This is a genomic window from Paenibacillus konkukensis (assembly GCF_023523925.1).
In the GTDB taxonomy this organism is placed as follows: domain Bacteria; phylum Bacillota; class Bacilli; order Paenibacillales; family NBRC-103111; genus Paenibacillus_S; species Paenibacillus_S doosanensis.
This window is the reverse complement of record NZ_CP027059.1, coordinates 2435327-2457290: the sequence shown is the minus strand read 5'-3', so window position 1 is coordinate 2457290 and position 21964 is coordinate 2435327. Positions and strand designations below refer to the sequence as shown.

Annotated in this window: 17 protein-coding genes; 12 read left to right on the top strand and 5 right to left on the bottom strand. The window is 55.7% G+C overall.

From position 1 onward, the window contains the following. The first annotated feature begins 43 nt into the window (after positions 1 to 43). From SK3146_RS10550 to SK3146_RS10510, 9 genes are all read left to right on the top strand, one after another. Positions 44 to 2302: a helix-turn-helix domain-containing protein gene (locus SK3146_RS10550; RefSeq protein ID WP_249865038.1), complete on the top strand. Its 2259-nt coding sequence runs from the start codon at positions 44 to 46 to the stop codon at positions 2300 to 2302. A gap of 352 nt (positions 2303 to 2654) precedes the next feature. Further along, positions 2655 to 3611, top strand: coding sequence for an ABC transporter permease (locus SK3146_RS10545; protein WP_249865037.1), 957 nt, complete (start codon positions 2655 to 2657; stop codon positions 3609 to 3611). A 16-nt stretch (positions 3612 to 3627) separates the two neighbouring features. Beyond that, positions 3628 to 4521 (top strand): carbohydrate ABC transporter permease, encoded by an 894-nt coding sequence (locus SK3146_RS10540; RefSeq protein ID WP_249865036.1) that lies wholly within the window; start codon positions 3628 to 3630, stop codon positions 4519 to 4521. Positions 4522 to 4554: 33 nt separating this feature from the next. Further along, positions 4555 to 6189: an extracellular solute-binding protein gene (locus SK3146_RS10535; protein WP_249865035.1), complete on the top strand. Its 1635-nt coding sequence runs from the start codon at positions 4555 to 4557 to the stop codon at positions 6187 to 6189. A gap of 21 nt (positions 6190 to 6210) precedes the next feature. Beyond that, positions 6211 to 7506: a sulfatase-like hydrolase/transferase gene (locus SK3146_RS10530; RefSeq protein ID WP_249865034.1), complete on the top strand. Its 1296-nt coding sequence runs from the start codon at positions 6211 to 6213 to the stop codon at positions 7504 to 7506. Between the two features lie 128 nt (positions 7507 to 7634). Further along, on the top strand, positions 7635 to 10370 hold the full coding sequence (locus SK3146_RS10525; protein WP_249865033.1) for an alpha-mannosidase: 2736 nt from the start codon (positions 7635 to 7637) through the stop codon (positions 10368 to 10370). Positions 10371 to 10464: 94 nt separating this feature from the next. Then, complete coding sequence (locus tag SK3146_RS10520) at positions 10465 to 11739, top strand: glycoside hydrolase family 125 protein (RefSeq protein ID WP_249865032.1); 1275 nt, start codon at positions 10465 to 10467, stop codon at positions 11737 to 11739. A 67-nt stretch (positions 11740 to 11806) separates the two neighbouring features. Continuing rightward, positions 11807 to 13324, top strand: coding sequence for a sulfatase family protein (locus tag SK3146_RS10515; RefSeq protein WP_249865031.1), 1518 nt, complete (start codon positions 11807 to 11809; stop codon positions 13322 to 13324). A gap of 35 nt (positions 13325 to 13359) precedes the next feature. Then, positions 13360 to 16485, top strand: coding sequence for an alpha-amylase family protein (locus SK3146_RS10510; RefSeq protein ID WP_249865030.1), 3126 nt, complete (start codon positions 13360 to 13362; stop codon positions 16483 to 16485). Positions 16486 to 16609: 124 nt separating this feature from the next. On the opposite strand, the gene SK3146_RS10505 is transcribed toward SK3146_RS10510, so the two are convergent. Both SK3146_RS10505 and SK3146_RS10500 read right to left on the bottom strand, forming a co-directional pair. After that, a complete protein-coding gene (locus tag SK3146_RS10505) occupies positions 16610 to 16819 on the bottom strand; it encodes a hypothetical protein (RefSeq protein WP_249865029.1) in 210 nt (69 codons plus the stop codon). A gap of 43 nt (positions 16820 to 16862) precedes the next feature. Next, a complete protein-coding gene (locus SK3146_RS10500; RefSeq protein ID WP_249865028.1) occupies positions 16863 to 17054 on the bottom strand; it encodes a hypothetical protein in 192 nt (63 codons plus the stop codon). A 264-nt stretch (positions 17055 to 17318) separates the two neighbouring features. Here SK3146_RS10500 and SK3146_RS10495 point away from each other — a divergent pair, with 264 nt between their 5' ends. Together SK3146_RS10495 and SK3146_RS10490 are read left to right on the top strand one after the other, a co-directional pair. Next, positions 17319 to 18185 carry a YitT family protein gene (locus SK3146_RS10495; RefSeq protein ID WP_249865027.1) on the top strand — a complete coding sequence of 289 codons (867 nt, stop codon included), beginning with the start codon at positions 17319 to 17321 and terminating at the stop codon, positions 18183 to 18185. A gap of 119 nt (positions 18186 to 18304) precedes the next feature. Then, on the top strand, positions 18305 to 18958 hold the full coding sequence (locus tag SK3146_RS10490; protein WP_249865026.1) for an undecaprenyl-diphosphatase: 654 nt from the start codon (positions 18305 to 18307) through the stop codon (positions 18956 to 18958). Positions 18959 to 19028: 70 nt separating this feature from the next. Here the strand turns inward: SK3146_RS10490 and SK3146_RS10485 are convergent, their stop codons facing one another. Further along, a complete protein-coding gene (locus SK3146_RS10485; protein WP_249865025.1) occupies positions 19029 to 20396 on the bottom strand; it encodes a hypothetical protein in 1368 nt (455 codons plus the stop codon). Positions 20397 to 20490: 94 nt separating this feature from the next. On the opposite strand from SK3146_RS10485, the gene SK3146_RS10480 reads away from it, so the two are divergent. Continuing rightward, positions 20491 to 20760 carry a hypothetical protein gene (locus SK3146_RS10480; RefSeq protein WP_249865024.1) on the top strand — a complete coding sequence of 90 codons (270 nt, stop codon included), beginning with the start codon at positions 20491 to 20493 and terminating at the stop codon, positions 20758 to 20760. 129 nt (positions 20761 to 20889) lie between these two features. Here SK3146_RS10480 and SK3146_RS10475 read toward each other — a convergent pair whose 3' ends face one another. Further along, on the bottom strand, positions 20890 to 21414 hold the full coding sequence (locus SK3146_RS10475) for a DUF1572 family protein (protein ID WP_249865023.1): 525 nt from the start codon (positions 21412 to 21414) through the stop codon (positions 20890 to 20892). Positions 21415 to 21582: 168 nt separating this feature from the next. Further along, positions 21583 to 21903: an SPW repeat domain-containing protein gene (locus tag SK3146_RS10470; RefSeq protein WP_249865022.1), complete on the bottom strand. Its 321-nt coding sequence runs from the start codon at positions 21901 to 21903 to the stop codon at positions 21583 to 21585. Positions 21904 to 21964: the final 61 nt, after the last annotated feature.

The window sequence follows — 21964 nt, the reverse complement described above, 5'->3', positions numbered from 1 at the left end:
ATAGACACATCGACAAATACAGACAAAAAGGAGGGCAGCCCTTTTGAAAACAAGCCTCAGCCGGTCCCGCCTGTTCAAGCAGATCTTTTTGTCGCATGTGCTCATATTCGCGATTCCGTTCATCATTTTGAGCGCTGTCGTTTATTACAATGCAGTCGTCAAGTTCAAAAGCGAAATCGAGTCGTCCAATATGTACAAGCTCAACCAGGTCATGAACTCGTTTGACTTGGTCGCCAAAGGGCTGGACAATACGGCGTCTCGGTTATCGATCGATCCGAAGCTGACGCCGTTCATGGTGAAGAACGGCACATACAAAGAAATCGAAGCGATCGAGGAGCTTGCCAAATATAAGGCGAACAACGCGATCGTCGAGGAGCTGGCGTTATATTTCCATGGCGACTCGCAGCTTTATACGTCGATCGGACTGAACTCGCTCGATACGTTTACGCAGCGTACGTACCAATTCGCGGATATGGACTCGGCGGATCTTGCGAAGCAGATGAACGAGCTGCTGCTGCCGCGAATTCAGCGGGTGGACACCCGCCTATCCGGAAGCGACGGCGAGCAGACGCTGCTCGCCTTCATGTATCCGATCCCGCGCAATAGCCAGTCGCCTTACGGAACGGTCGTTTTCCTTGTGCGCGAACGGGTGCTGGCCGATCTGGTCGGGCCGATTTTGGGCGATTTTAATGGAAGTGTTTACATTTCCGACGCGCAAAACAATATCATCGTGTCCAGCAGCCGCGAATCGAAGCTGGCCGAGCCGGATGCGAAGCAGTTTCTCGCGCAAAACGGCGAGCAGGGCATTCACGATGTTTCGTTTCAGGGAGAGTCCTATTCGCTTATGAGCATGAAGTCCGAGATCACCGGCTGGTCTTACGTTGCAGCGATGCCGACCAGACAGTTTCTCGGCCGCGTTCTTGAGATGCGGACGTTTATTTTGCTTGTATGTCTCGCAGTCATCGTGGTCGGCATCGTTATCGCCATGCTGCTGTCGTCGCGCCAGTATCGGCCGATCCGCAGCATTGCGGATCAGGTCCGCTCGATGCAGGGCGGTAAAGCCGCAGCGGAAGGGCGCAAAGTGAGCGAGCTCGATCTGATCCGCGATTCGGTCCGGGCGACCGAGCATTTGCAGGAGCAGATCGATCAGCAGCGGCCGATTATCCGCGAGCAGTTTTTCGTCAAGCTGCTGGCCGGAGCGTTCCAGAGCCGGCAGGAGCTTGACGCCTTTATTGCCCGGGAAAAGTTTGCGTTCGCGGGAGCGGCATGGTTCGTGGCCGTCGCCTCTGTAGGAGGGGGAGAATATATATCCACACAAAGCCGGGAGGAACTGCTCGGAGTGCTGTCCACCGCAGCTTTGCCGCACGCGGAGCGATACGGGGTCGAGATGATCCAGGACAACGCGATCGTCATTCTCTTCGGCACGGAGACGGGCTGCGACTGCACCCGCGATTACCGGGAGAAGGCCGTTCAGGATATAGCGGACCTGTTCGAGCGGTGCAGCGGCATTCGTCCGACGATCGGAGTCGGCAATCCGGTAACGGAGCTGCTCTATGTCAACCGGTCGTATATCGAGGCGTCGGCGGCGATCGAATACAGCGTTCGGGGGCGAAGGGGCGACATTATTTTCTTCGACCGAATTTCGCAGCTTCAGGAAAGCAGCGACTGGTATTCCGTGGAGGAGCAGATCCGGCTTGTGCAGAGCATGAAGCAGGGAAACAAGGAGGCGGCGAAAGAGTCGCTGCAAGCTCTGCTCGGCGATTTGAAGGGCAAGGAAGTGTCGCTGTTCTATTTGCGATGCATGTGCTTCGATCTAATCAATACGTTTTTGCGGACGATGAAGGAGCTGCAGTTGACGATCCAGCCGGAGCACCGGCAAATGCTCACCGAATTTACGTCGCTCGAACAGCTAGGCCAAGGAATGCACGGCTTGATCGGCGATATTTGCGACCATGCGAACGCCAGCAAGGAAAATAAAAACAGCGAGCTCGGACGCGATATTTTGGCATATATCGGCGACAACTTCAAGCTGTACGATCTGAATCTGGAGAAAATATCGGATCATTTTCAAATGTCGTTGTCGTACTTCAGCCGTTTCATGAAGGAGCAGACCGGCTATACGTTTACGGAGTACGTCACCCATCTGAGGATGGAGGAAGTGAAGCGCCTCCTGCGGACTACGGATATGGCGATCAAAGATATTATCGCCAGCGTCGGCTACTCGGACGTGCCCAACTTTATGCGCAAATTTAAAAATTCGGAAGGGATTACGCTCGGGCAATACCGCAAGCTTCATACGTAAGCTGCGGCACCCAATCGTCCAAGCGCGATCCGGTACTCAATTGCAGAAGTCAGCCTCCGCAGTTGCAATCTGCCGGGGGAGGTCCGATTCCGACAATTTAACGAATGACCTGTCTCAGGGGCCGTTCCAAACGGGAGCGCGGGCCGGGGCAGGTCTCTTTTTTACGGATTTTTTTTATCAACAAAAAACAACAATTGCCGCAAGAAATACATATCGGAGCCTCGGATGCCTAGAGCCGCGCGGGATTGTCAAATACGACAAGTCCAAAACACGAACAACAAATTTACGAAAGCGCTAACACGAGATAACATAAACCCCATAAACCGCAAGTTGCTAGGGGGGACGAAAGTCTATGACATTCAAGACGGGGGTGGCGGCTCCGGAGCTATCGAAACAAGCGGAGCGGCGAAGAGGATGGAAGTCGATACGCAAAAATTGGGAGCTATACTTGTTCGTTTTGCCGACGATGGCGTATTTTATTATTTTTCATTACTTTCCGATGTACGGCGTGCAGATCGCCTTCCGCGATTATACGCCCAGCCTCGGCATATGGGGCAGTCCGTGGGTCGGACTGGAGCATTTGAAGCGGTTTTTCGATTCCTACTATTTTTGGACGCTGATCAAGAACACGATCGGCATCAGCCTGTACGAGCTGGTCGTCGGATTTCCCGTGCCGATTTTGCTGGCGCTGGCGCTGAACGAGCTGCGCGACGGGGCATTTAAAAAATGGGTGCAAACCGTAACCTATGCGCCTCACTTCATCTCGGTCGTCGTTATGGCCGGTATGATCATCGCCTTCGCATCGCCGGGAACAGGGCTCATCAACTTGGCGATCAAGGCGTTCGGCGGAGAGCCGGTGCCGTTTCTGACCGAGCCGGGATGGTTCAAGTCGGTATTTGTCTTATCCGGCGTATGGCAAAGTATGGGCTGGGGAACGATCATTTATTTGGCCGCTTTGGCCGGTGTCGATCCGCAGCAGCATGAGGCGGCGATGATTGACGGCGCTACGCGGCTTCAACGGGTATGGCACATCAATTTGCCGAGCATCGTGCCGACCATGGTTATTTTGCTCATTCTGAACGTAGGCAACTTCATGTCCGTCGGCTTTGAGAAAGTATTTTTGCTGCAAAATCCGCTCAACCTGGAATCGTCCGACGTTATTTCCACTTACGTATACCGAAGCGGTCTCGTGCAAGGACAGTTCAGCTTCTCGGCGGCGATCGGCTTGTTCAACTCGGTCATCAACTTCATTTTGCTGCTTACAGTCAACCGGATTGCCAAAAGGTTGAACGAAACGAGCTTGTGGTAAGGGAAGGTGGTCAACCATGAATAGAGAAGCTTTGTCAGACCGGATATTCGGCGGCGTCAACAAACTGTTTTTGTTCGTCGTTTTCATTATCGTCTTATATCCGATCGTCTATGTAATCAGCGCCTCCATCAGCGATCCGGTCTATGTGAACCAGGGTCAAATGTGGCTGTTTCCGAAAGGGATCACATTCGAAGGCTACCAGCGGGTGTTTCAAAATCCGGAAATTTGGAGCGGGTACCGCAATACGATTATGTACACGGTGCTCGGCACGTTGATCAACCTGTTGTTTACGCTTCCAGGGGCATACGCCCTGTCGCGCAAAGATTTGAAGGGGCGCGGCGTTATGATGGGGTTGATTGTCTTTACGATGTTTTTCGGCGGCGGTCTGATCCCGACGTTTTTGCTCGTCAGCAATCTCGGCATGCTGAATACGGTTTGGGCGCTGATTATCCCGAATGCGGTCGCCGTTTACAATTTGATTATATGCCGCACCTTTTTCCAGATGAATATTCCGCAAGAACTGCAGGAGTCGGCCGAAATTGACGGGTGCTCGAATACGATGCTGTTTGTGAAAATCGTGCTGCCGCTATCCGCGCCCATCATCGCGGTCATGGCGCTGTATTACGGCGTCACCCACTGGAACAGCTACTTCAGCGCGATCATTTACTTGAAGGACAGAAGCCTGTACCCGCTGCAGCTCATCTTGCGCGAAATTCTCGTCCAGAACCAGATGAGCGACACGATGATGATGACCGGGGACGATATGGAAGCGATGGCGAAGCAGGCGAGAATCGCCGACATTATCAAGTATGCGGTCATGATCGTATCGAGCTTGCCGATTATTATCGTGTACCCGTTCATGCAGCGGTTTTTCATGAAAGGCGTGTTAATCGGTTCCGTCAAAGGCTAATGGGAACGGTTCACATAGACAAAGAATGATCTTATGAAATCATTTCGCCAAAAAGGGAAGGGGAAAACGAAGATGAAGAAATGGCTTCAAGTAAGCATGGTTACCGCGGTAAGCGGCGCCGTCCTGCTATCCGGCTGCTCCGGCAAATCGGCCGAGGCTCCAAAAACGGAAGGTAACGGAGCGCCGAAAAATTTCAATGCCGAAAATTACCCGATCGTCAACGACAAGATTACGCTGAACATGATGGGGGCGAAAGCGGCGATTCACGGACCTTGGAACGAAATGGCGCTGTTCAAGGAAATGGAGAAAATGACGAACATCCATTTCGAGTTCAACACGCCTCCGGCCGCGAATTACCAGGAAGCGAAAAACCTTGCTTTTGCCAGCCGTCAGCTGCCAGACGTTTTCTTCAATGCCGGACTGACTCCCGACGACGAAGTGACTTATGGAAGCCAGGGTTACCTGATTCCGCTCGAAGGACTGATCGACAAGTATGCGCCTAACTTCAAGAAGCGGATGGAAGCGAACCCGGATATTAAAAAATCGATTACGGCGATGGACGGGCACATCTACTCGCTGCCGCTGATCATCGACCAGCCGCGCGCCTTCGTGCCGAACCGGTTCTGGATCAACGGCGACTGGATGGAGAGCCTCGGCATCAAGAAGGTGCCGGAGACGACCGACGAGCTGTACGACCTGCTCAAAGCGTTCAAAACCGGCGACCCGAACAAAAACGGCAAAGCCGACGAAATTCCGATGTCCAACGTCAAGCTGAACAACTTCGACGGCGTGCTGCTTCCGGCATTCGGTCTGCTTGGCCGCGAGGTAGAGGTGAAGGAAGGCAAAGTCCGCTACAATCCGGTTCAGCCGCAATATAAAGAATATTTGGCTTATTTGAACAAGCTGTTCTCGGAAAAGCTGCTCGACAATGAAATGTTCGTGCAAACGTCGCAGCAAATGGCCGCCAAAGGCAATAGCAACCAGCTCGGCGTATTCGCCGGCTCGGCTCCGGACCTCGTGCTGAAAGTGGCAAAACCGGAAGACAACCTGAAGCACCCGATGCTCGGGCCGCTCACAAGCCCGGTCAACAGCGAAAAGCTCGCATTGCGCGCATCGAATATTCGCCGCGGCACATTCGCGATCACGAACCAGAACAAATACCCGGAGGCAACAATTCGCTGGGTCGACTACTTGTATTCGGATGAAGGAAGCCGCCTCGGATTCCTCGGCAACAGCTACAAATGGCTCGACGACGCCAAAACGAAATGGACGTTCGTGGCCCCGGACGGCGTGAATGCGGAAGAATATCGCGGCAAGCTGACTCCGGACGTAGGCGGACAATTGTCGCTTATCAAGGAAAGAGATTTCGATTCGAAGCGCGATAACGGCAAGGCGCCGGACTATAACAAAATGGTGCTTGAGAAGCTCGAGCCTTACGCTAAACGCGATTATCCGGACGTATACTTCAGCAACGAAGAGCAGAAGCGCCTGAACGTCGTCAAAACCGACATCAAAACGTACGTCGACCAAATGGAAGCGAAATTTATCGTCGGTCAAGAATCGCTGACAAAATGGGACGACTACGTGAATACGATTAAGAAAATGGGCCTCGACGAAATGCTGAAAATTTATCAGGACGCTTACGACCGCTGGAACCAAAACAAATAATCGTATAAAGGTGTGATCGCTGTGACGAAACCGAATGTCGTTATCATTTATTGCGACGATCTGGGGTATGGAGATTTGGGATGCTACGGGTCCGATGTCATTCGGACCCCCCATCTGGACGCGCTCGCGCAGGACGGGGTGCGATTTACCGACTGGTACTCCAATTCGCCCGTCTGCTCGCCGTCCCGGGCCGCCCTGCTCACCGGACTGTATCCGGCCAAAGCCGGGGTCAGCCATATTCTCGGCGGCAAGCGCGGAACCGGCGGGCTGAAGAAGGAAACGAAGACGCTTGCCGAGCGGCTGAAGGGGGCCGGCTACAGGACCGCCTTGTACGGCAAATGGCATCTCGGGTCCGCGGACGACGCCAAGCCGAACGCGCGCGGGTTCGACGATTACTTCGGCTTCCATGCCGGCTGTATCGATTACTACTCGCATATTTTTTACTGGGGTGTACCGAATGTGAACCCGGTGCACGATTTGTGGAGCAACCGCGAAGAGGTTTGGCGCGACGGCGAGTATATGACTCATATTATCACGGACAAGTCGGTCGATTTCATCGAACGGGGCAGCGAGCAGCCGTTCTTCCTGTACGCGGCCTACAACGCGCCGCACTATCCGATGCACGCTCCGGAAAAATATATGAAGCGCTATAGTCATTTGCCGACCGACCGCAAGCTGATGGCGGCGATGATCTCCGCCGTCGACGACGGCGTGGGCGACATCGTTGCGGCGCTGAAGCGGGCGGGCGTGTACGACAACACGATTATTTTCTTCTCCAGCGACAACGGGCCTTCATCGGAATCGCGCAACTTCCTGGACGGCACGGAGGATGTTTATTACGGCGGCAGCGCCGGCATTTTCCGCGGTCACAAGGCGTCCTTGTTCGAGGGCGGCATTCGCGAGCCGGCGATCCTCGTCTATCCGAAGGCGATACCGTCCGCTCAAGTATGCGGCGAAGCGGGTATGATGGCCGACATCCTGCCGACCGTGCTCGAATTTGCCGGACTTCCGGCGCCGGCGGCCGGCGAAATCGACGGCACCAGCGTTGTGAAGATGGCGACCGAAGGAGCAGCCACGCCGCATGGGCAAATATTTTGGGAGTACGGCAGCCAGCTTGCCGTGCGCGAAGGCAAATGGAAGCTTGTGCTGGGAGGCAAGCTCGATTTCAACCGGACGCAGCCGGACGAGATTCACTTGTCCGATCTTGAAGCCGATCCCGGCGAGCGTGTCAATCTGAAGGACCAATATCCCGATATCGCTAGCCGCCTGGAGCAGGACGTTCGCCGGTGGTATGCGGAGCTAGGACAACAGGCGTGAGCCTGAGCCGTTTCGCCGGCGAAAATCGCCCGGCGACAAGAAAAGAGGGGGCCTCTCCTCTCTTTTCTGCTTCAAAGCGGACAAGGAAACAGAGGATCAATCAGGATACGAAGGAGGATATACATTAAGTGAAAACGGCCCATATTATATCGCATACCCACTGGGACAGAGAATGGTATTTGCCGTTCGAGACGCACCGCCATCTGCTCGTCAAGCTGATGGATACGCTGATGGATACGCTGGAGCGCGATCCGGAGTTCAGAAGCTTCCACCTGGACGGACAGACGATCATATTGGACGACTATCTTGCCATACGGCCCGACCGGAAGGAACGGCTCGCCCGGCACATTGCCGAAGGGCGGATCGTCATCGGACCGTGGTATGTGCTTCAGGACGAATTTTTGACGAGCAGCGAGGCGAACGTCCGCAATTTGCAATACGGACACCGCGATGCGGCCAAGTACGGAGCGCTTTGCAAAATCGGTTATTTCCCCGATTCGTTCGGCAATATGGGGCAAGCCCCGCAGCTGCTGCTTCAGGCCGGAATCGATACGGCCGTATTCGGCCGCGGCGTGACGCCGACCGGGTTCAACAATACGGTCGGAGAACCGGGCGAGTACGAGTCGCCATATTCGGAAATGATGTGGCAATCCCCGGACGGGTCCGGCGTGCTCGGCATTTTGTTCGCGAACTGGTATTGCAACGGCATGGAAGTGCCGACCGATCCGGAAGCGGCGAAAGCATACTGGGATGCGAAGCTCAGCGGCGCAGGCAAGTACGCTTCCACGCCGCATTTGCTGTTCATGAACGGCTGCGACCATCAGCCGGTGCAAACCGATTTGTCCGAAGCGATCCGTACGGCGGAAAAACTGTACCCCGACGTGAGCTTCGTGCACTCGAATTTCGAGGACTACGTGAAGGCGGTCAAGGAATCTTTGCCTGCCGATCTGTCCGTCATTCGCGGGGAGCTGCGGAGCCAGCGGACGGCAGGCTGGTATACGCTCGTCAATACGGCATCGTCGCGCATTTATTTAAAGCAGATGAACCATCGCGTACAGACGCTGCTTGAGAAGGTCGCGGAGCCGCTGGCGGCGTTCGCTTCCTCGCTCGGTCACCCGTATCCGGGCCATTGGCTGGAATACGGATGGAAGACGCTGATGCAAAATCATCCGCACGACAGCATATGCGGCTGCAGCGTAGACGAAGTACATCGCGAGATGGTCACCCGCTTCGAGAAAAGCGGCCAAGTGGCGGAAAATATCGTGGGAGACAGTTTACAGGCGATCGTCTCGCATGTGGATACGTCCAAGTTCGCCGAGTACGGCGACGGCGGGGCTCACCCGTTCGTCGTGTTCAATACGTCCGGCTGGGTACGGTCGGGCACCGTTTCCGTCGAGCTTACGATCGAGCGGAAATATTTCAGCGCCGGGGCGCCGGACCGCCTCGCGCGCGAGCTGAAGGCGAAGCCGCTTCCTGCCGGTTCGCTCGTCGACGACCGGGGCGCGGCCGTTCCCCATACGCTCGAAGATTTGGGCGTACAGTTCGGTTACGATCTGCCGGAAGACCGTTTCCGCCAGCCTTATATGGGACGCAAAATCCGGCTCACATTCCACGCAAGCGGCGTGCCGTCGCTCGGATACCGATCGTTCGCATGGGTAACGGGCATCTCCGCCGCCGTCGCATCCGGCAGCGGCTGCGAGCCGGTGGCTGCAAGCGGCCGCGGGCTGGAAAACCGGTATTTGAAAGTGGAGATCGAGAACGACGGCTCGCTGACCGTAACGGAGAAGACGAGCGGTCTCGTGTTTGCCGGACTCGGCATCCTTGAGGATACGGGAGACGTCGGCAACGAATATATTTACAAGCAAACCGCCGACGGCGCGACGGTAACGACCAAAGGGCAAGCGGCGGACATTCGCTTGATCGAGGATGCCGGTTACAGGGCTTCGTTCGAGATCGTGCACAGGATGGATATTCCGGTTTCGGCCGACGAGAGGCTGCAGACGGAAATCGAAGAAATGACGCCTTTCACGATGCGGGAAGCGGGCCGCAGCCAAGAGACGGTGCGGATGGACATTCGCGTGACGGTACGGCTCGAAGCGGAAGGACGCGGGGTGCTCGTCAGCGCGGCGTTCGATAACAAAGCGAAGGATCATAGGCTGCGGATGCTCGTTCCGACGGACGCGGTTACAGCCGTTCACCGGGCCGACTCGATTTTCGAGGTGGCGCAGCGGGATACCGAGCCTGCGGCGGAATGGAACAATCCGAGCAACTGCCAGCATCAGCATGCTTTTGCCGGCGTATACGACGATGCGCGCGGCATGACCGTGGCGAATCACGGCCTTCAGGAGTATGAGGTGCTCCGCGACGGACGTTCGACGATTGCCGTCACGCTGCTGCGTTCTACGGCCGAGCTGGGCGACTGGGGTGTATTTCATACGCCGGAGGCGCAATGCTTGAGGGCTTGTACGGCCGAGCTGTGCCTTATCCCTCACGCCGGAGGCGGGGAGGAGCATGCGTACGCCGCCTATGAGGAAGCGTACCGGTACCAGATTCCGTGGCAAACGGTTCAAACCGAAGCTGCCGCCGGAACGCTGCCGTCCGTGCATTCATTTTTCGAATGGAGCGGCAAGGCGATGGCATTCTCCAGCTTGAAGCTGAGCGAAGAGTCGGGAGACTGGATGGTTCGCTGGTTCAACATGTCCGGCAGCGAGAGGAATTTGCGATGCCTGGCGTCCGGGGCCAATGGATTTTACAAGAGCGGCGTGCTGGAGGATCGCCGCGAGGCGATCGAGGTGGAAGGTTCGGCAGCGAGCCTTGCCGTGCGGGGCAGCGAAATCGTCACCTTGGGCGTCAGCTTCGCTTGAGTCAACCGTACTAAGCAGAGTCAACCGTACTAAGCAGGAATCCTTGGCCATCAGGCCAAGCCGTTTGCACAAACGCACAAAGGAGACTATGACGATGCAACTCCCACACGCAGTCGAGAAGCTGTTTGAAGCAGCGGATCGCAAGCTGGCGCACCATCCGAAGCTGCTGCACATGTTCAAGCAATGCTATGTGAATACGCTCGAAACGACGACGAAGCGGATGCCGGACGGCACGACCTTCGTATTTACGGGCGACATTCCGGCCATGTGGCTGCGCGACTCGAGCGCGCAGGTCCGCCACTACGTGCCGCTGGCTAAAGACGACGAGACGCTGAAGAGCTTGATCGAAGGGCTGCTGCGCCGCCAGTTTTATTATATCGGCATTGATCCTTATGCCAATGCGTTTAACGAGGAGGCGAACGATCGCCGTTACGAGGAAGATTTGACGGAGCTGAACCCGTGGGTTTGGGAGCGCAAATACGAAATCGATTCGCTCTGTTACCCGATCGAGCTCGCCTATGCGTACTGGAAAGCGACGGGAAGAAAGCAAGCGCTGGGCGAGTCGTTCCGCACGGCCGCCCGCTCCATTATCCGGCTGTGGGTCACGGAGCAGCGCCACTTTGAGCAGTCGACTTACCGGTTCACCCGCCTCACCGGTCCGAAATCGGACACGCTGCGCAATGGCGGCATGGGCATGCCGGTCCAGTATACGGGCATGACGTGGTCCGGCTTTCGTCCGAGCGACGATGCGTGCACGTTCGGCTATTTGATTCCGTCCAACATGTTCGCGGCCGTCGCGCTCGGCCATGTGGCGGAAATTGCCGAGGCCGTGTTTCAGGACAACTATTTGAAACGGGACGCGCTCGCGCTGAAGGAAGAGATCGAGTACGGCATCGAAACGTACGGAACCGTGCTGCATCCGGTCTTCGGTAAAATATACGCGTACGAGACGGACGGCTGCGGCAACCATAATCTGATGGACGACGCCAATGTGCCGAGTCTATTGTCGATCCCTTATCTCGGCTACAAGGATAAGGACGACGAGATCGTACGGAATACGCGGCGGTTTATTTTGAGCGAGCATAATCCGTACTACTACGAGGGCGGCAAGGCGAAAGGAATCGGCAGCCCGCATACGCCCCGCCGCTATATATGGCATATCGCCTTGTCGATGCAGGCGCTGACCTCGAGCGATCCGGACGAGATGTGGTCGCTCATCGAAACATGTCTGGCAACCGACGCGGATACCGGCTATATGCACGAAGGCTTCGATGTAGACGACCCCGCAAGGTTTACGCGGTCGTGGTTCGCCTGGGCGAACAGTCTGTTTGCCGAGTGCGTGTACCATTGGATGGAGCTGGAGCGCTGATGGGCCTTGCTTGGTATGGGGCCCGCTGACACATAAAGAACTATCATTTTGGGAGGTAGATGATCGTATGACGCAGCAACAAGCCGGGAAAGATCGGCGCAGACCGAATATATTGTTTATCCAGACCGACCAGCAGCGGGTCGATACGCTGAAAAGCTACGGCGGCGCCGTATGCCGGACGCCGCATTTGAACCGCTTGGCGGAAGAAAGCGTCGTATTCTCGAACGCCTACGCGAGCTGCCCGGTATGTACGCCGGCCCGGGCGTCCATGCAAACCGGACTGTATCCGTTCAAGCACGGGATGCAGACGAACAGCTACGGCATGGGCAGCATGGTGCAGGAGCTGCCCGACACCCCGCGGCTGCTCAGCCGGCAATTGGAGCGGCAATCGTACAGCATCGGCTACACCGGCAAATGGCATCTCGGCTTCGGACCCGAGATGGGACAATGGCTGCGGGGCAACCTCGCGCATGTCCGCTTTGCCGATATTGCCGGAGGCTTCAAGTCGCTCCCGACCGACGTCGGCTACGAGGGCGACGATTTTGCCGGACACGGCGGCGGAGGGATGACGTACCCGCAGTTCCGTCAATATTTGCAGGACAACGGCCTGACATGGCAGGAGGAAAACAAAATAACCGGCCATTTCGAATGGCATTACGCCTCCGAGCTGACGTCCCCGATCGAGTCGACGGTCGAATATTTCTTGACGGAGCGCGCGATTCATTATATCGACGAGTTTCGCCGGAGAGACAAACCGTTCTTCTTCTCGCTCAACTTCTGGGGGCCGCACGAGCCTTATGTCGCGCCGACGCGTTTTCTGGACATGTACCGGGACGCGGAGCTGGAGCCGTGGCCGAACTTCTACGACGACGGGGCCGACAAACCGTCGATTCACCAAATCAAGAGAGGCAATACGAAGGAATGGGCCGACTTCGTCCCGTATATTAAACATTACTATGCGTTTATGAGCAGCATCGACGAGCAGATCGGCAGGCTGATCGCGTACTTGAAAAAGCACGATCTATACGATAACACGGTCATTATTTTCACCGCCGATCACGGCGAATCGCTCGGTATTCACGGCGGATTGTGCGACAAGTCGTTTTTCATGTACGAGGAAACTTGCCGCATCCCGCTTATCGTCAAGCCGGCCGCGGGGTTGGAGTCCGCAGTCTCGCGCACGGAGCCGAGCTTTGTCGGTACTTGCGACATTCACGCCACCATTCTTGATCTGGCGGGAGCCGTTGCGCCGCCTGAAGGAACGGACGGCCGTTCGTTCGCTCCGATGCTGGCCGGCGAAGCCGTGCAAGATTGGCCGGACTGCATCGTTACGGAGGGGGCCGGTCTTGAGGCGGCCATGTTCACCCAGCGCATGCTGCGCAAGGGGCATTACAAGTACGTGTTCAACTGCGGCGATCTGGACGAGCTTTACGATTTGTCCATCGATCCGCATGAGATGACGAACCTGATCGGCGATGCGCGTTACGCAGGCGCATTGGCGGAAATGCGGCAATCGCTCGCCGACTGGATGGTGCTGCACGATGACGGCTTGCTGAGACAGTACAAGAGGCTGAGAATGGAATAAGGACTCCCCCAAAAGCGACGCGAAGGAGATGGAATATGAACCGCATGATCGTTTTTTACGACCCGCAGTTCCCGATCGGCTCCGATCGGCCGGATGCCGCGCAAGTGGAACGTCTGGCCGCTTCGGCGGCGATCGCGGACGGCGAGCGGCTGGAAGAGCTGCTGCGGTCGGCGCAGGGCGGCTGCTTCGTCAATCTGCACGCGCCGTACTTCCCGAAGGACGCCTGGCCGGCGATACTGGAATATTTACAGCGGGGCGGCGGACTGATAAGCGCCGGAGGAGCCCCGTTCCGGATTCCGGTGTACCGGAGCGAAGACGGCTGGACCTGCGAATCGGAGCAGACGGCTTATCACCGTCAGCTGCTTATTCATGAAGCGATGCCGGTCGACCCGGCTCCGATCGGAGGCTTGGCCGCGCACGACGACATTCCGTTGCTTGCGCCCTATACCGGGCTGCTTACCGTGGAGCCGACATACAGCCTGATCATGCACGCAACGCGCTCCAGCGACATTCCGCATGAAAGCGGCTCTGCCGGGCCGATGGACGTACGCCTGTATCCGCTCGTCAAAGGCATATCCGCGGACAAGCGGGAAGTGGCTGCGCCTGTCGTCCTGATCGAGCACGCGAAGGGGATGTTCGCCGGAGCCCGCTGGCTGTTCGTCAATCAGCGGCTCACCTCGCTGTTCTGGTCGAAGGACGGAGAGGCCGCTGTTCTCGCTCTGGCGGATTTCTGCTCCCGCGGCGTCACCGAGATGTGGCTGCTGCCGCTCTATGCTTCGTACGATCCGGGGGACCGGGCAAAGTTCCGCTTCCAGCTTCAACAAATGGGCGGTGCGGCGTGGGAGGACGGGGCCGTCGAGACGAATCGCAGCTGGAGCTGCACGCTCAAGTTCGGCAAACAGACGGCGGACGGAAGCGAGCCGGAGTGGACGCATACGTTTGCGATCGCGGGCAGCAAGGAGCTGACCCTACTTCCCGTTACCGTACCCGACGAGCTGGAAGCGGGCTTGTATACGGCACAGCTCACGGCCGTCTCCGACAAGGGCGAAGTCCGCCTGCTGCGCCAAGCGGTATGGGGCTTCGATCGCGAGCTGCTCGCCCGGGGAGAGGCGCTCACTTGCGATCGCGACTATTTCCGCAAAAACGGCAAGCCGCTGCCGATCGTCGGCATGACGTACATGACCTCCGACGTGGCGCGCAAATTCATTTTTATGCCGAACGTATCCGTATGGGATCGGGATATGGCCGAGATGAAGCGGGCGGGGATCAATATGATTCGGACCGGCATCTGGACCGGCTACCGTCATGTCATGTACGAGGACGGCCATCCGTCGGAAGCGGCGCTTCGTGCGATCGACGCCTTCATTCTGACCTGCAAGCGGCATGAGCTTGAGGTGACGTTCAATTTTTTCGCGTTTACTCCGGAGCAGTGGGAAGGCTCGAATCCGTACCTCGATCCGCGCAGTGTGGAAGCGCAGAAACGGTTTATCGCGGCGATCGTGTCGAGGCACCGTGAAACGGCGAACGTGCATTGGGATTTGATCAACGAGCCGTCGATGTTCGATCCGAAGCGTATTTTCGAAGGGCCGCGCAGCAGCCGGGACCGCTTCGAGAAGAAGGCTTATATCGACTGGCTGAAAGCCCGCTACGGTTCAATTCGCGAGCTGCAGGAGAAGTGGGGGTATACGCCCGCGGAGCTGCCGAACTTCGAAGCCGTTTCGCCGCCGGAGCCGGGCGAAATCAACTTCGATATTCAAGATATGCATTCCGGGAAAAAAGGGACGCGCTGGCTCGATTACTCGCTGTTCGGCATGGACATGCTGAACCGGTGGGCGGCAGCGCTCAGCGAAACGATACGTGCGATTGCGCCGGGCCAGCTGATTACGGTCGGCCAGGACGAAGCGCTCGGAGCGCAGCGGCCGTCTCCGCTGCTGTACGAGAGCGCGGTCGACTATACGACGAACCATTCGTGGTGGCTTATGGATCAGCTCGTATGGGACGGCATTTTCGCGAAGACGCCGCGCAAGCCGAATTTGATCCGGGAAACGGGCATCATGTACGTAGAAACGCCGGACGGACGGGCGAAACGGTCGGAGACGGAGCTGCGCAGCATTTTGGAGCGCAAATACGCCTACGCGTTCTCAACCGGCGGCGCCGGAGCGGTGCAGTGGCTGTGGCATACGAATATGTATATGAATAATGTCAACGAATCGAATATCGGGGCGCTGCGGGCGGACGGCACCCAAAAGCCGGAGGCGGACGTATCTTACGATTTCGGCAAGTTTATGGGGAGCATCGGCCATTTGTTCGAGGACCGCGCGTTGGAGGACGTCGCCGTCGTTTTCCCGTATTCGAATGATTTGTCCAACCGCCGGCTGGCCGTAGAAGCGACAAGCGTATTGACGCGCGTGCTCTGCTACGAGCTGAACGTCCATTTCCGCGCCATGAGCGAATACGAGCTGAGCGCGCTGGCGGATCACCCGCCGAAGCTTATCGTCGTACCGAGCGCCCACAACTTCAGCGGCCAGGCTCTGGAGCAGCTGCTCGACCACGTTCGGGAACACGGAGGCACGCTGCTGCTGACCGGACCGGCCGGGCTTGACGAGCATTGGCGGCCTATAGAGCGGCTGACGGATCAGCTCGGGCCAAGGCGGCTTACGAACGTGCTGCGTGAGGAAGAACTCATGATCGGCGGCCAGGCGCTGCCGCTCTCGTTCGGCGCGCGGAAAATAGCGCAGCTGTGCAAGGAAGTACGGGAGGCGGACGGAGACGAGCCGTACGGCCTGACTGAGGCGCGGATCGGAAAAGGGCAGCTGCTGTGGACGGGCTTGCCTGTCGAGCTGAACGACAGAGCGGAGTCGGTACGGGCGCTGTACGCGCACGTGCTCGCCGAGTGCGGCGTGACGACCGAGCTTGACTGGGAACAAGGCGGCGATCTGCCTGGCATATACGGACGCAAGCTGGCGTTTCGGGACGGTTCATTGTTCGTGTTCGTTTCGGAATACGCAAGAAACGCCGCCATCCGGGTGAAAGATCCGGTTACCGGACGCACATACGAGTTCATGCTGCAGAGCGAACGGTCGGTGCTGTTCGCCGCAGACAGGGAGGGCAAGCTTGTAGCTGTATACCGGCCGGATGAAGTGGCCGTTGAAGTGCGATAGGGGATACAGACGACCATAAGGCTTCCGCCGAATCCGTTCGGCGGGAGCCTTTTATCCCTTTTTTGGAACGGCAACTGACGGCTGGAACGGTTACAAACCGCTGAAGAATGCCGAAAGTTACGGATTAGACATGATAGCTTCCCGTAGGCGGGTTGATGACCCATTCCAGCAGTGTGATTTTGTCCTCCAATTGAGTGATCTCGCCGGTGATGCGGCGGATTGCGGCTTCATCCTCGGGCGAGGTCCGCTTGATTTCCGCCAAACGCTCTTCCGCTGACTGTTTTTGCATTTGCAGCTCGATCATTTTTCGCTTGATTTGACTTTCGGTTCTCATTGCCTCTCTACCGTCCTTATAATGGGTTTGCTTGAAGCTGTTTTTATTTGCCGATACCGTAAGGATTAACGATGACCGAGCCGTTCAGCAGGTCGAATTCGTATTCGAAGCGGTCGGCCGGTATGGGATTGACGATAACATATTTTCGGTTAAACTGCATCATGCCGGTAATCGATACGGCCAGCAGGAGCATAACGACAAGCAGCCGGGTTCTTTTCAGAAATAGCTTCCTCATAAGCACATCAGCCTTTCGTTGTTTGGTTCGGACGGTTCTTTCATTGTAAGCGTCGACTGTCAATGGAATATTGATTGGGTATGTTTATTATGTAAAAATAGATGACGCCCTTTTCGATAAATGATAAAGTGAATACGTAGAAATCCTCGCGTCCACAGGTAATCCCCCTTGATTTTCAAGGGTTTTTTGTTGTTCTTATACAACGTTTTATTTTGGGGCATATTTTAAACGGGGAGAATCAGAGACAAAGGATGGGATAGGGCAATGGTTCGAAAACATAAGAAAATGACGTTTGCAGACTTTTTGAAAAAATTTATTTTCATTTCCATAGGAGCGGTCATGATGGCCGTCGCTCTGGAAATATTCCTCGTACCGAACGATGTCATCGACGGCGGCATTACGGGGATTTCCATCGTATTATCGAAAGTAACGGCAGTTCCCTTAGGTCTTTTCATCTTCTTCATTAACGTGCCCTTCCTCATTATCGGCTACAAACAAATCGGCAAGACGTTCGCCATAACCACCCTGTACGCCATCGCACTCATGTCCGTAGTCACCGCGCTGCTGCATCACGTGGAACCCTTTACCAATGAAAAAATATTGGCCGTTTTATTCGGAGGCTTGATTCTCGGTCTCGGGGTCGGTCTGGTGCTCCGATTCGGCGGGTCGCTGGACGGAACGGAAATCGTCGCGATCTTGCTGTCCAAACGGTTCAGGCTTCCCGTCGGGCAAATCATTATGTTCATCAACGTCTTCATCTTTATAATTGCCGGTTTCGTCTTCGGCTGGGATTCCGCGATGTATTCGATCTTTACTTATTACATAGCCTCGAAGGTCATGGATATCGTCGTGCAAGGCTTGGACGAGTCCAAATCGGTTACGATCATCTCCTCGGAATACGAAGAAATTTCACAAGCGATTATGAGCCGTCTCGGCAGAAATACGACATACATATACGCCAAAGGCGGTTATTCCAAAGAGGATACGCAAATGATCTATTGCGTCGTCACCAGGCTGGAACTCTCCAAGCTCAAAAGCATCGTGCAGGAAATCGACGAGAAAGCGTTTATCTCGATTCAGCAAGTTTCCGATGTGCTGGGCGGCAATTTCGATAAAAACAGCATTCATTAGCAAGCTTTGTTCGTCATCGTCCGCTGACCCGACAGGTCGGCGGTTTTTTTATGGAAACTTAATGATAACTTCATGATATTTGGCAAATATTAAGGAATTATTAAGATTTATCGGTTATAATGGGGGATCAGTATCAAGAATATGTTGGATGGGGTGACGGCTTGAATTACGGCATTTTTCAACTGATTAATAATGCGGCCGGCAGCTGGGGTTGGCTTGACGGAATGATGGTTTTTTTCGCCCGCGATTTAGTGTATGTCATGATAGCGGTATTGGCCGTACTGTGGATTACCGGGAAAGCGGCCAATCAGAGGATGGTGTTCTACTCTTGCTTGTCCGTGGTGATAGCCATTGTCGCCGCAGGCTGGATCATCTCGCCGATCGTGGATCATCCGAGACCTTTTGTCGATCATGAGGTGCATCAACTGGTGTCTCATGACGCCGATCCGTCGTTCCCGAGCGACCATGCGACGTTTGCGTTTGCGCTCGCTTTCCCGATATGGTTCTTGAAGCGCCGCACGGGCGGCCTTCTGCTGATCCTCGCCTGCTTGATCGGAATTGCGCGCGTGTATGTCGGCGTTCATTATCCGGCGGATATTGCGGGCGGACTCGTGCTTGGCCTGCTAATCAGCATGCTGGTCGTCAAATATAGAAGATGGGCCGAGCCGGCGGCCAATTTCTGCATCGGCGTATATGGCAAGCTGACGGCCCGTCTAAGTTTTATCCCGCGGCCTACAGATTCCGGTACAACGGGCAAACGATCCTCCTTGTAGAGGAGTCGGCGGCGGCGCTGCGAACCTGAATAACCTGAGTGCTTCCATAAAGCTCTCAGGTTATTTGTTTTTAATTTTGCTCCGAAGCCAGCTTCAACGGCATGCCGGTTACGGCATCGCATACTTCGTCGTGATCGACGAGCTTATAAGCAAGAACGGCGCGCTTGGGTCCCGTTAGACAATCGGAGGCTTTCAGCATATACTGCAGGCTTAGTTGAAAGCAGCCTCGCAGCTGCTCCCAAGCCTCGGCGGCTGTAATTCTGGGGGGAAGAAGGCCGGCGGTATCTATCCGCTCCTTGCCGGATTGAAACAGCTTCAGCGCGTCCATGACGTTGGTCATTTCCCGGGTTTGGCGGTCGAGGAACAAATTCAATTTGCCGCCGATGATCGGAATGCCGTGACGCAGGCGGTGAATTTCCACCTTGATTTGGCCGCCCTGCATGCCTTCGATCGGGTGATGCCCGTCCTTTCGCAAGAAGGCGAACTGGCAAGGCTCATGGGCGTAGCATTGCTTCAAATAAGATACGGCCAGCTGACGGGCGGCGGCGATTTCCGAATTTTCGAGAAGCGGTGCAAAAGGATGCGGAGCTGTTAAATCCGCCTCTGTAACCGCGTCGTCCAGCTTAAGAACATCGTAATGGGCAGCGGAAAATACCGGTTTGCGATGTATTTGAATAAGCTGATTGTACTCCGGCTCGGGCCGGTCCAGACGGATAAGCTCAGTCACCTCCGCTTTATCGCTATACAGAATCTGCCCGGTTTCGGCGTCGAATATATCCTCCCGGTACATATAATGAGGGTGCGAGGACGGATGGAATAAGGTCAAATAGCAAAGGGACAGCTGATTTTCGCCGATCATCTGCCGGAATTGCTGCGCAGGTTTGGCCTGCCGGGGATCGGTAAACGAACATTCGTCCCATACGCAGAAGAGGTGGAGCAGCTCGAACCGGCTGCTAAGCTCGATATGGAAAGCCTGATGAGCGGCAAAGGAAATTCCTGCGTGCTGTCTTGCATATTCGAGCTTATAGCGATTTTTGCCGATCGCCTGTTTTTTCCTCAGCTGCAGTTCCTCTGGGGCAATCGGCAGCTGAAGCTTGTCAATCCATTCGATAACATGGGGATAGACGGCATTATACAGCTCCGAATGAAGCTCCGTTCGCTGCTCCCGTTCCTCGCTTCGGCGATCATGTCTGTAATAAGCGGCCAGCCTTCCCGTCAGAGCGTCCAGCTCGGCCCGGATCGTATGCCGGTTGACCAGCCCTTCCTCGTCCAGCTCGGGTTCGCCGATTCGGTTCCATTCCAATTCAATCTTGTAAAAAGGTTGTTCTTGCGGCGACGAGTTGCGGTAAATTCCGCCGGTTGTCAATTCATGCGTCGCGGGAATCCCGATACGCTGCTCAATGATGGTTATGCCGTCTTGAACCGTAAGCAGCTTCATGAACGTTCACCTCCTTACAAATCATTAGTATGTACTACGCTGAAGGAGGGGGTTCGTTGCAGCTTCTTCCTGATTTGGGACGTTATTTCCGCGGATGTACGGCAGGCGGAAGGCGGATGCGTCGGCTGCGGAAGCGAATATTTACCCGTCCGAGCTGCAGGGGCGGGAAGCGTACGAAGCGCTGCTGGACGCAATTCGATCGCTGGTTCGCCGGAAATCCGATGAAGCGCAGCTTCGCGGCGGCTTGATCCGGTATCGCTGCTGCGGGCTCGTCTCGCCCGCGAGCGATTTGCCGCTGCCGGCCATCGGACAGTGCAACGGAGAACTGCTCGTCGATCTGGAAGTTACGGAGCCGCTGACTTAAGGGCCAGGTTCCGGCAAATGCTCACGAAGCATCTACTCGCCGGAGCGTACGCCTAGATCCCGTCCCAGTTGCAAAAGGCAAAGCCGCTATTCGCAAGTGGAGTAGCGGCTTTGACGCTTGTCTGGGCGTTTAAGGCTTGAACTGGCGGGATTGCCCGCGCGGGATGCTCAGCGTCTGCCAATGATTGCTCGCCAAATGCTTGGAGAGGAACACGATCTGGCCGACATGATAACCGTAATGGGATACTTGCCGCTGAATTGCCTTCACGACCGTATGCGCTTCGCCCCGGATCGTTACGTTCCGCGTCGTATCGCCGGGGGTCAGTCCCTCCAGCGCTCGGAACAGCGTACACCAGCCTTCCTCCCAAAGCTCCAGCAGCTTCTCGCGGCCGAGCCCCTTGGCTTCGAACTCGCCGTCTCTGTCGCGGCTTGGCTTTTCGCCGTCGGCGGTTAAGAAATCCGTCCAGCGCGACAGCATATTGCCGTGCATATGCAGGATCATAATTTCCAGCGAGTTGGATTCATCGTCGAGCGTTACGTGAAATTGCTCTTCGCCCAGCTGAGCCATCGCGCGGTCAGCCAGTTTTTTCATGCTGTGAAACGCCTGAATGCTCTCTTCCAAAAACAATGCGGATACCGAAGCTGCGGATTCCATATTCTTCCTCCTCATTCTCATCGTGTCACCCTTTTACGATAAGGGATCGTACGCAAAAAGTACATTCGAATGTTTTTATCGACGTCGATACACTTTTTATTCATCGGGAGAATAACCGACGTTTTCGAGGAGGCATCAGCTTCGCCTTAACTTTGCATCAAAGCCGCATCACAAGTCTTCGTTCATCGTATAATAATTCAGCATTACCGTAGTAATGCCGAGCGCGATATAGATGATATACTCTGCCAAGCCGGACAAATAGGCGAACGGAAAAATGACGAACCAGATTCCCGACAGCATCGACAGCCAGTTGAACCAGGAGTTCCAGCCCGGCTTCTTCAAATAAAAGGCGAACAAGGACGCAATAAACTGAATCGATCCGAAGACGACACTGGTTACGACAGCGCTTTCATGAGCGAATTGAATCCAATGCGGAGCAAAAACAAACAAGAGACCAATCAATGCAGCGAGCAAATTTTTAACCGCCATTTGATTACACCTCCCGAATGATGAAAAACGTTGAAGCGGCGCGCACCGGCTTGGCAACCCG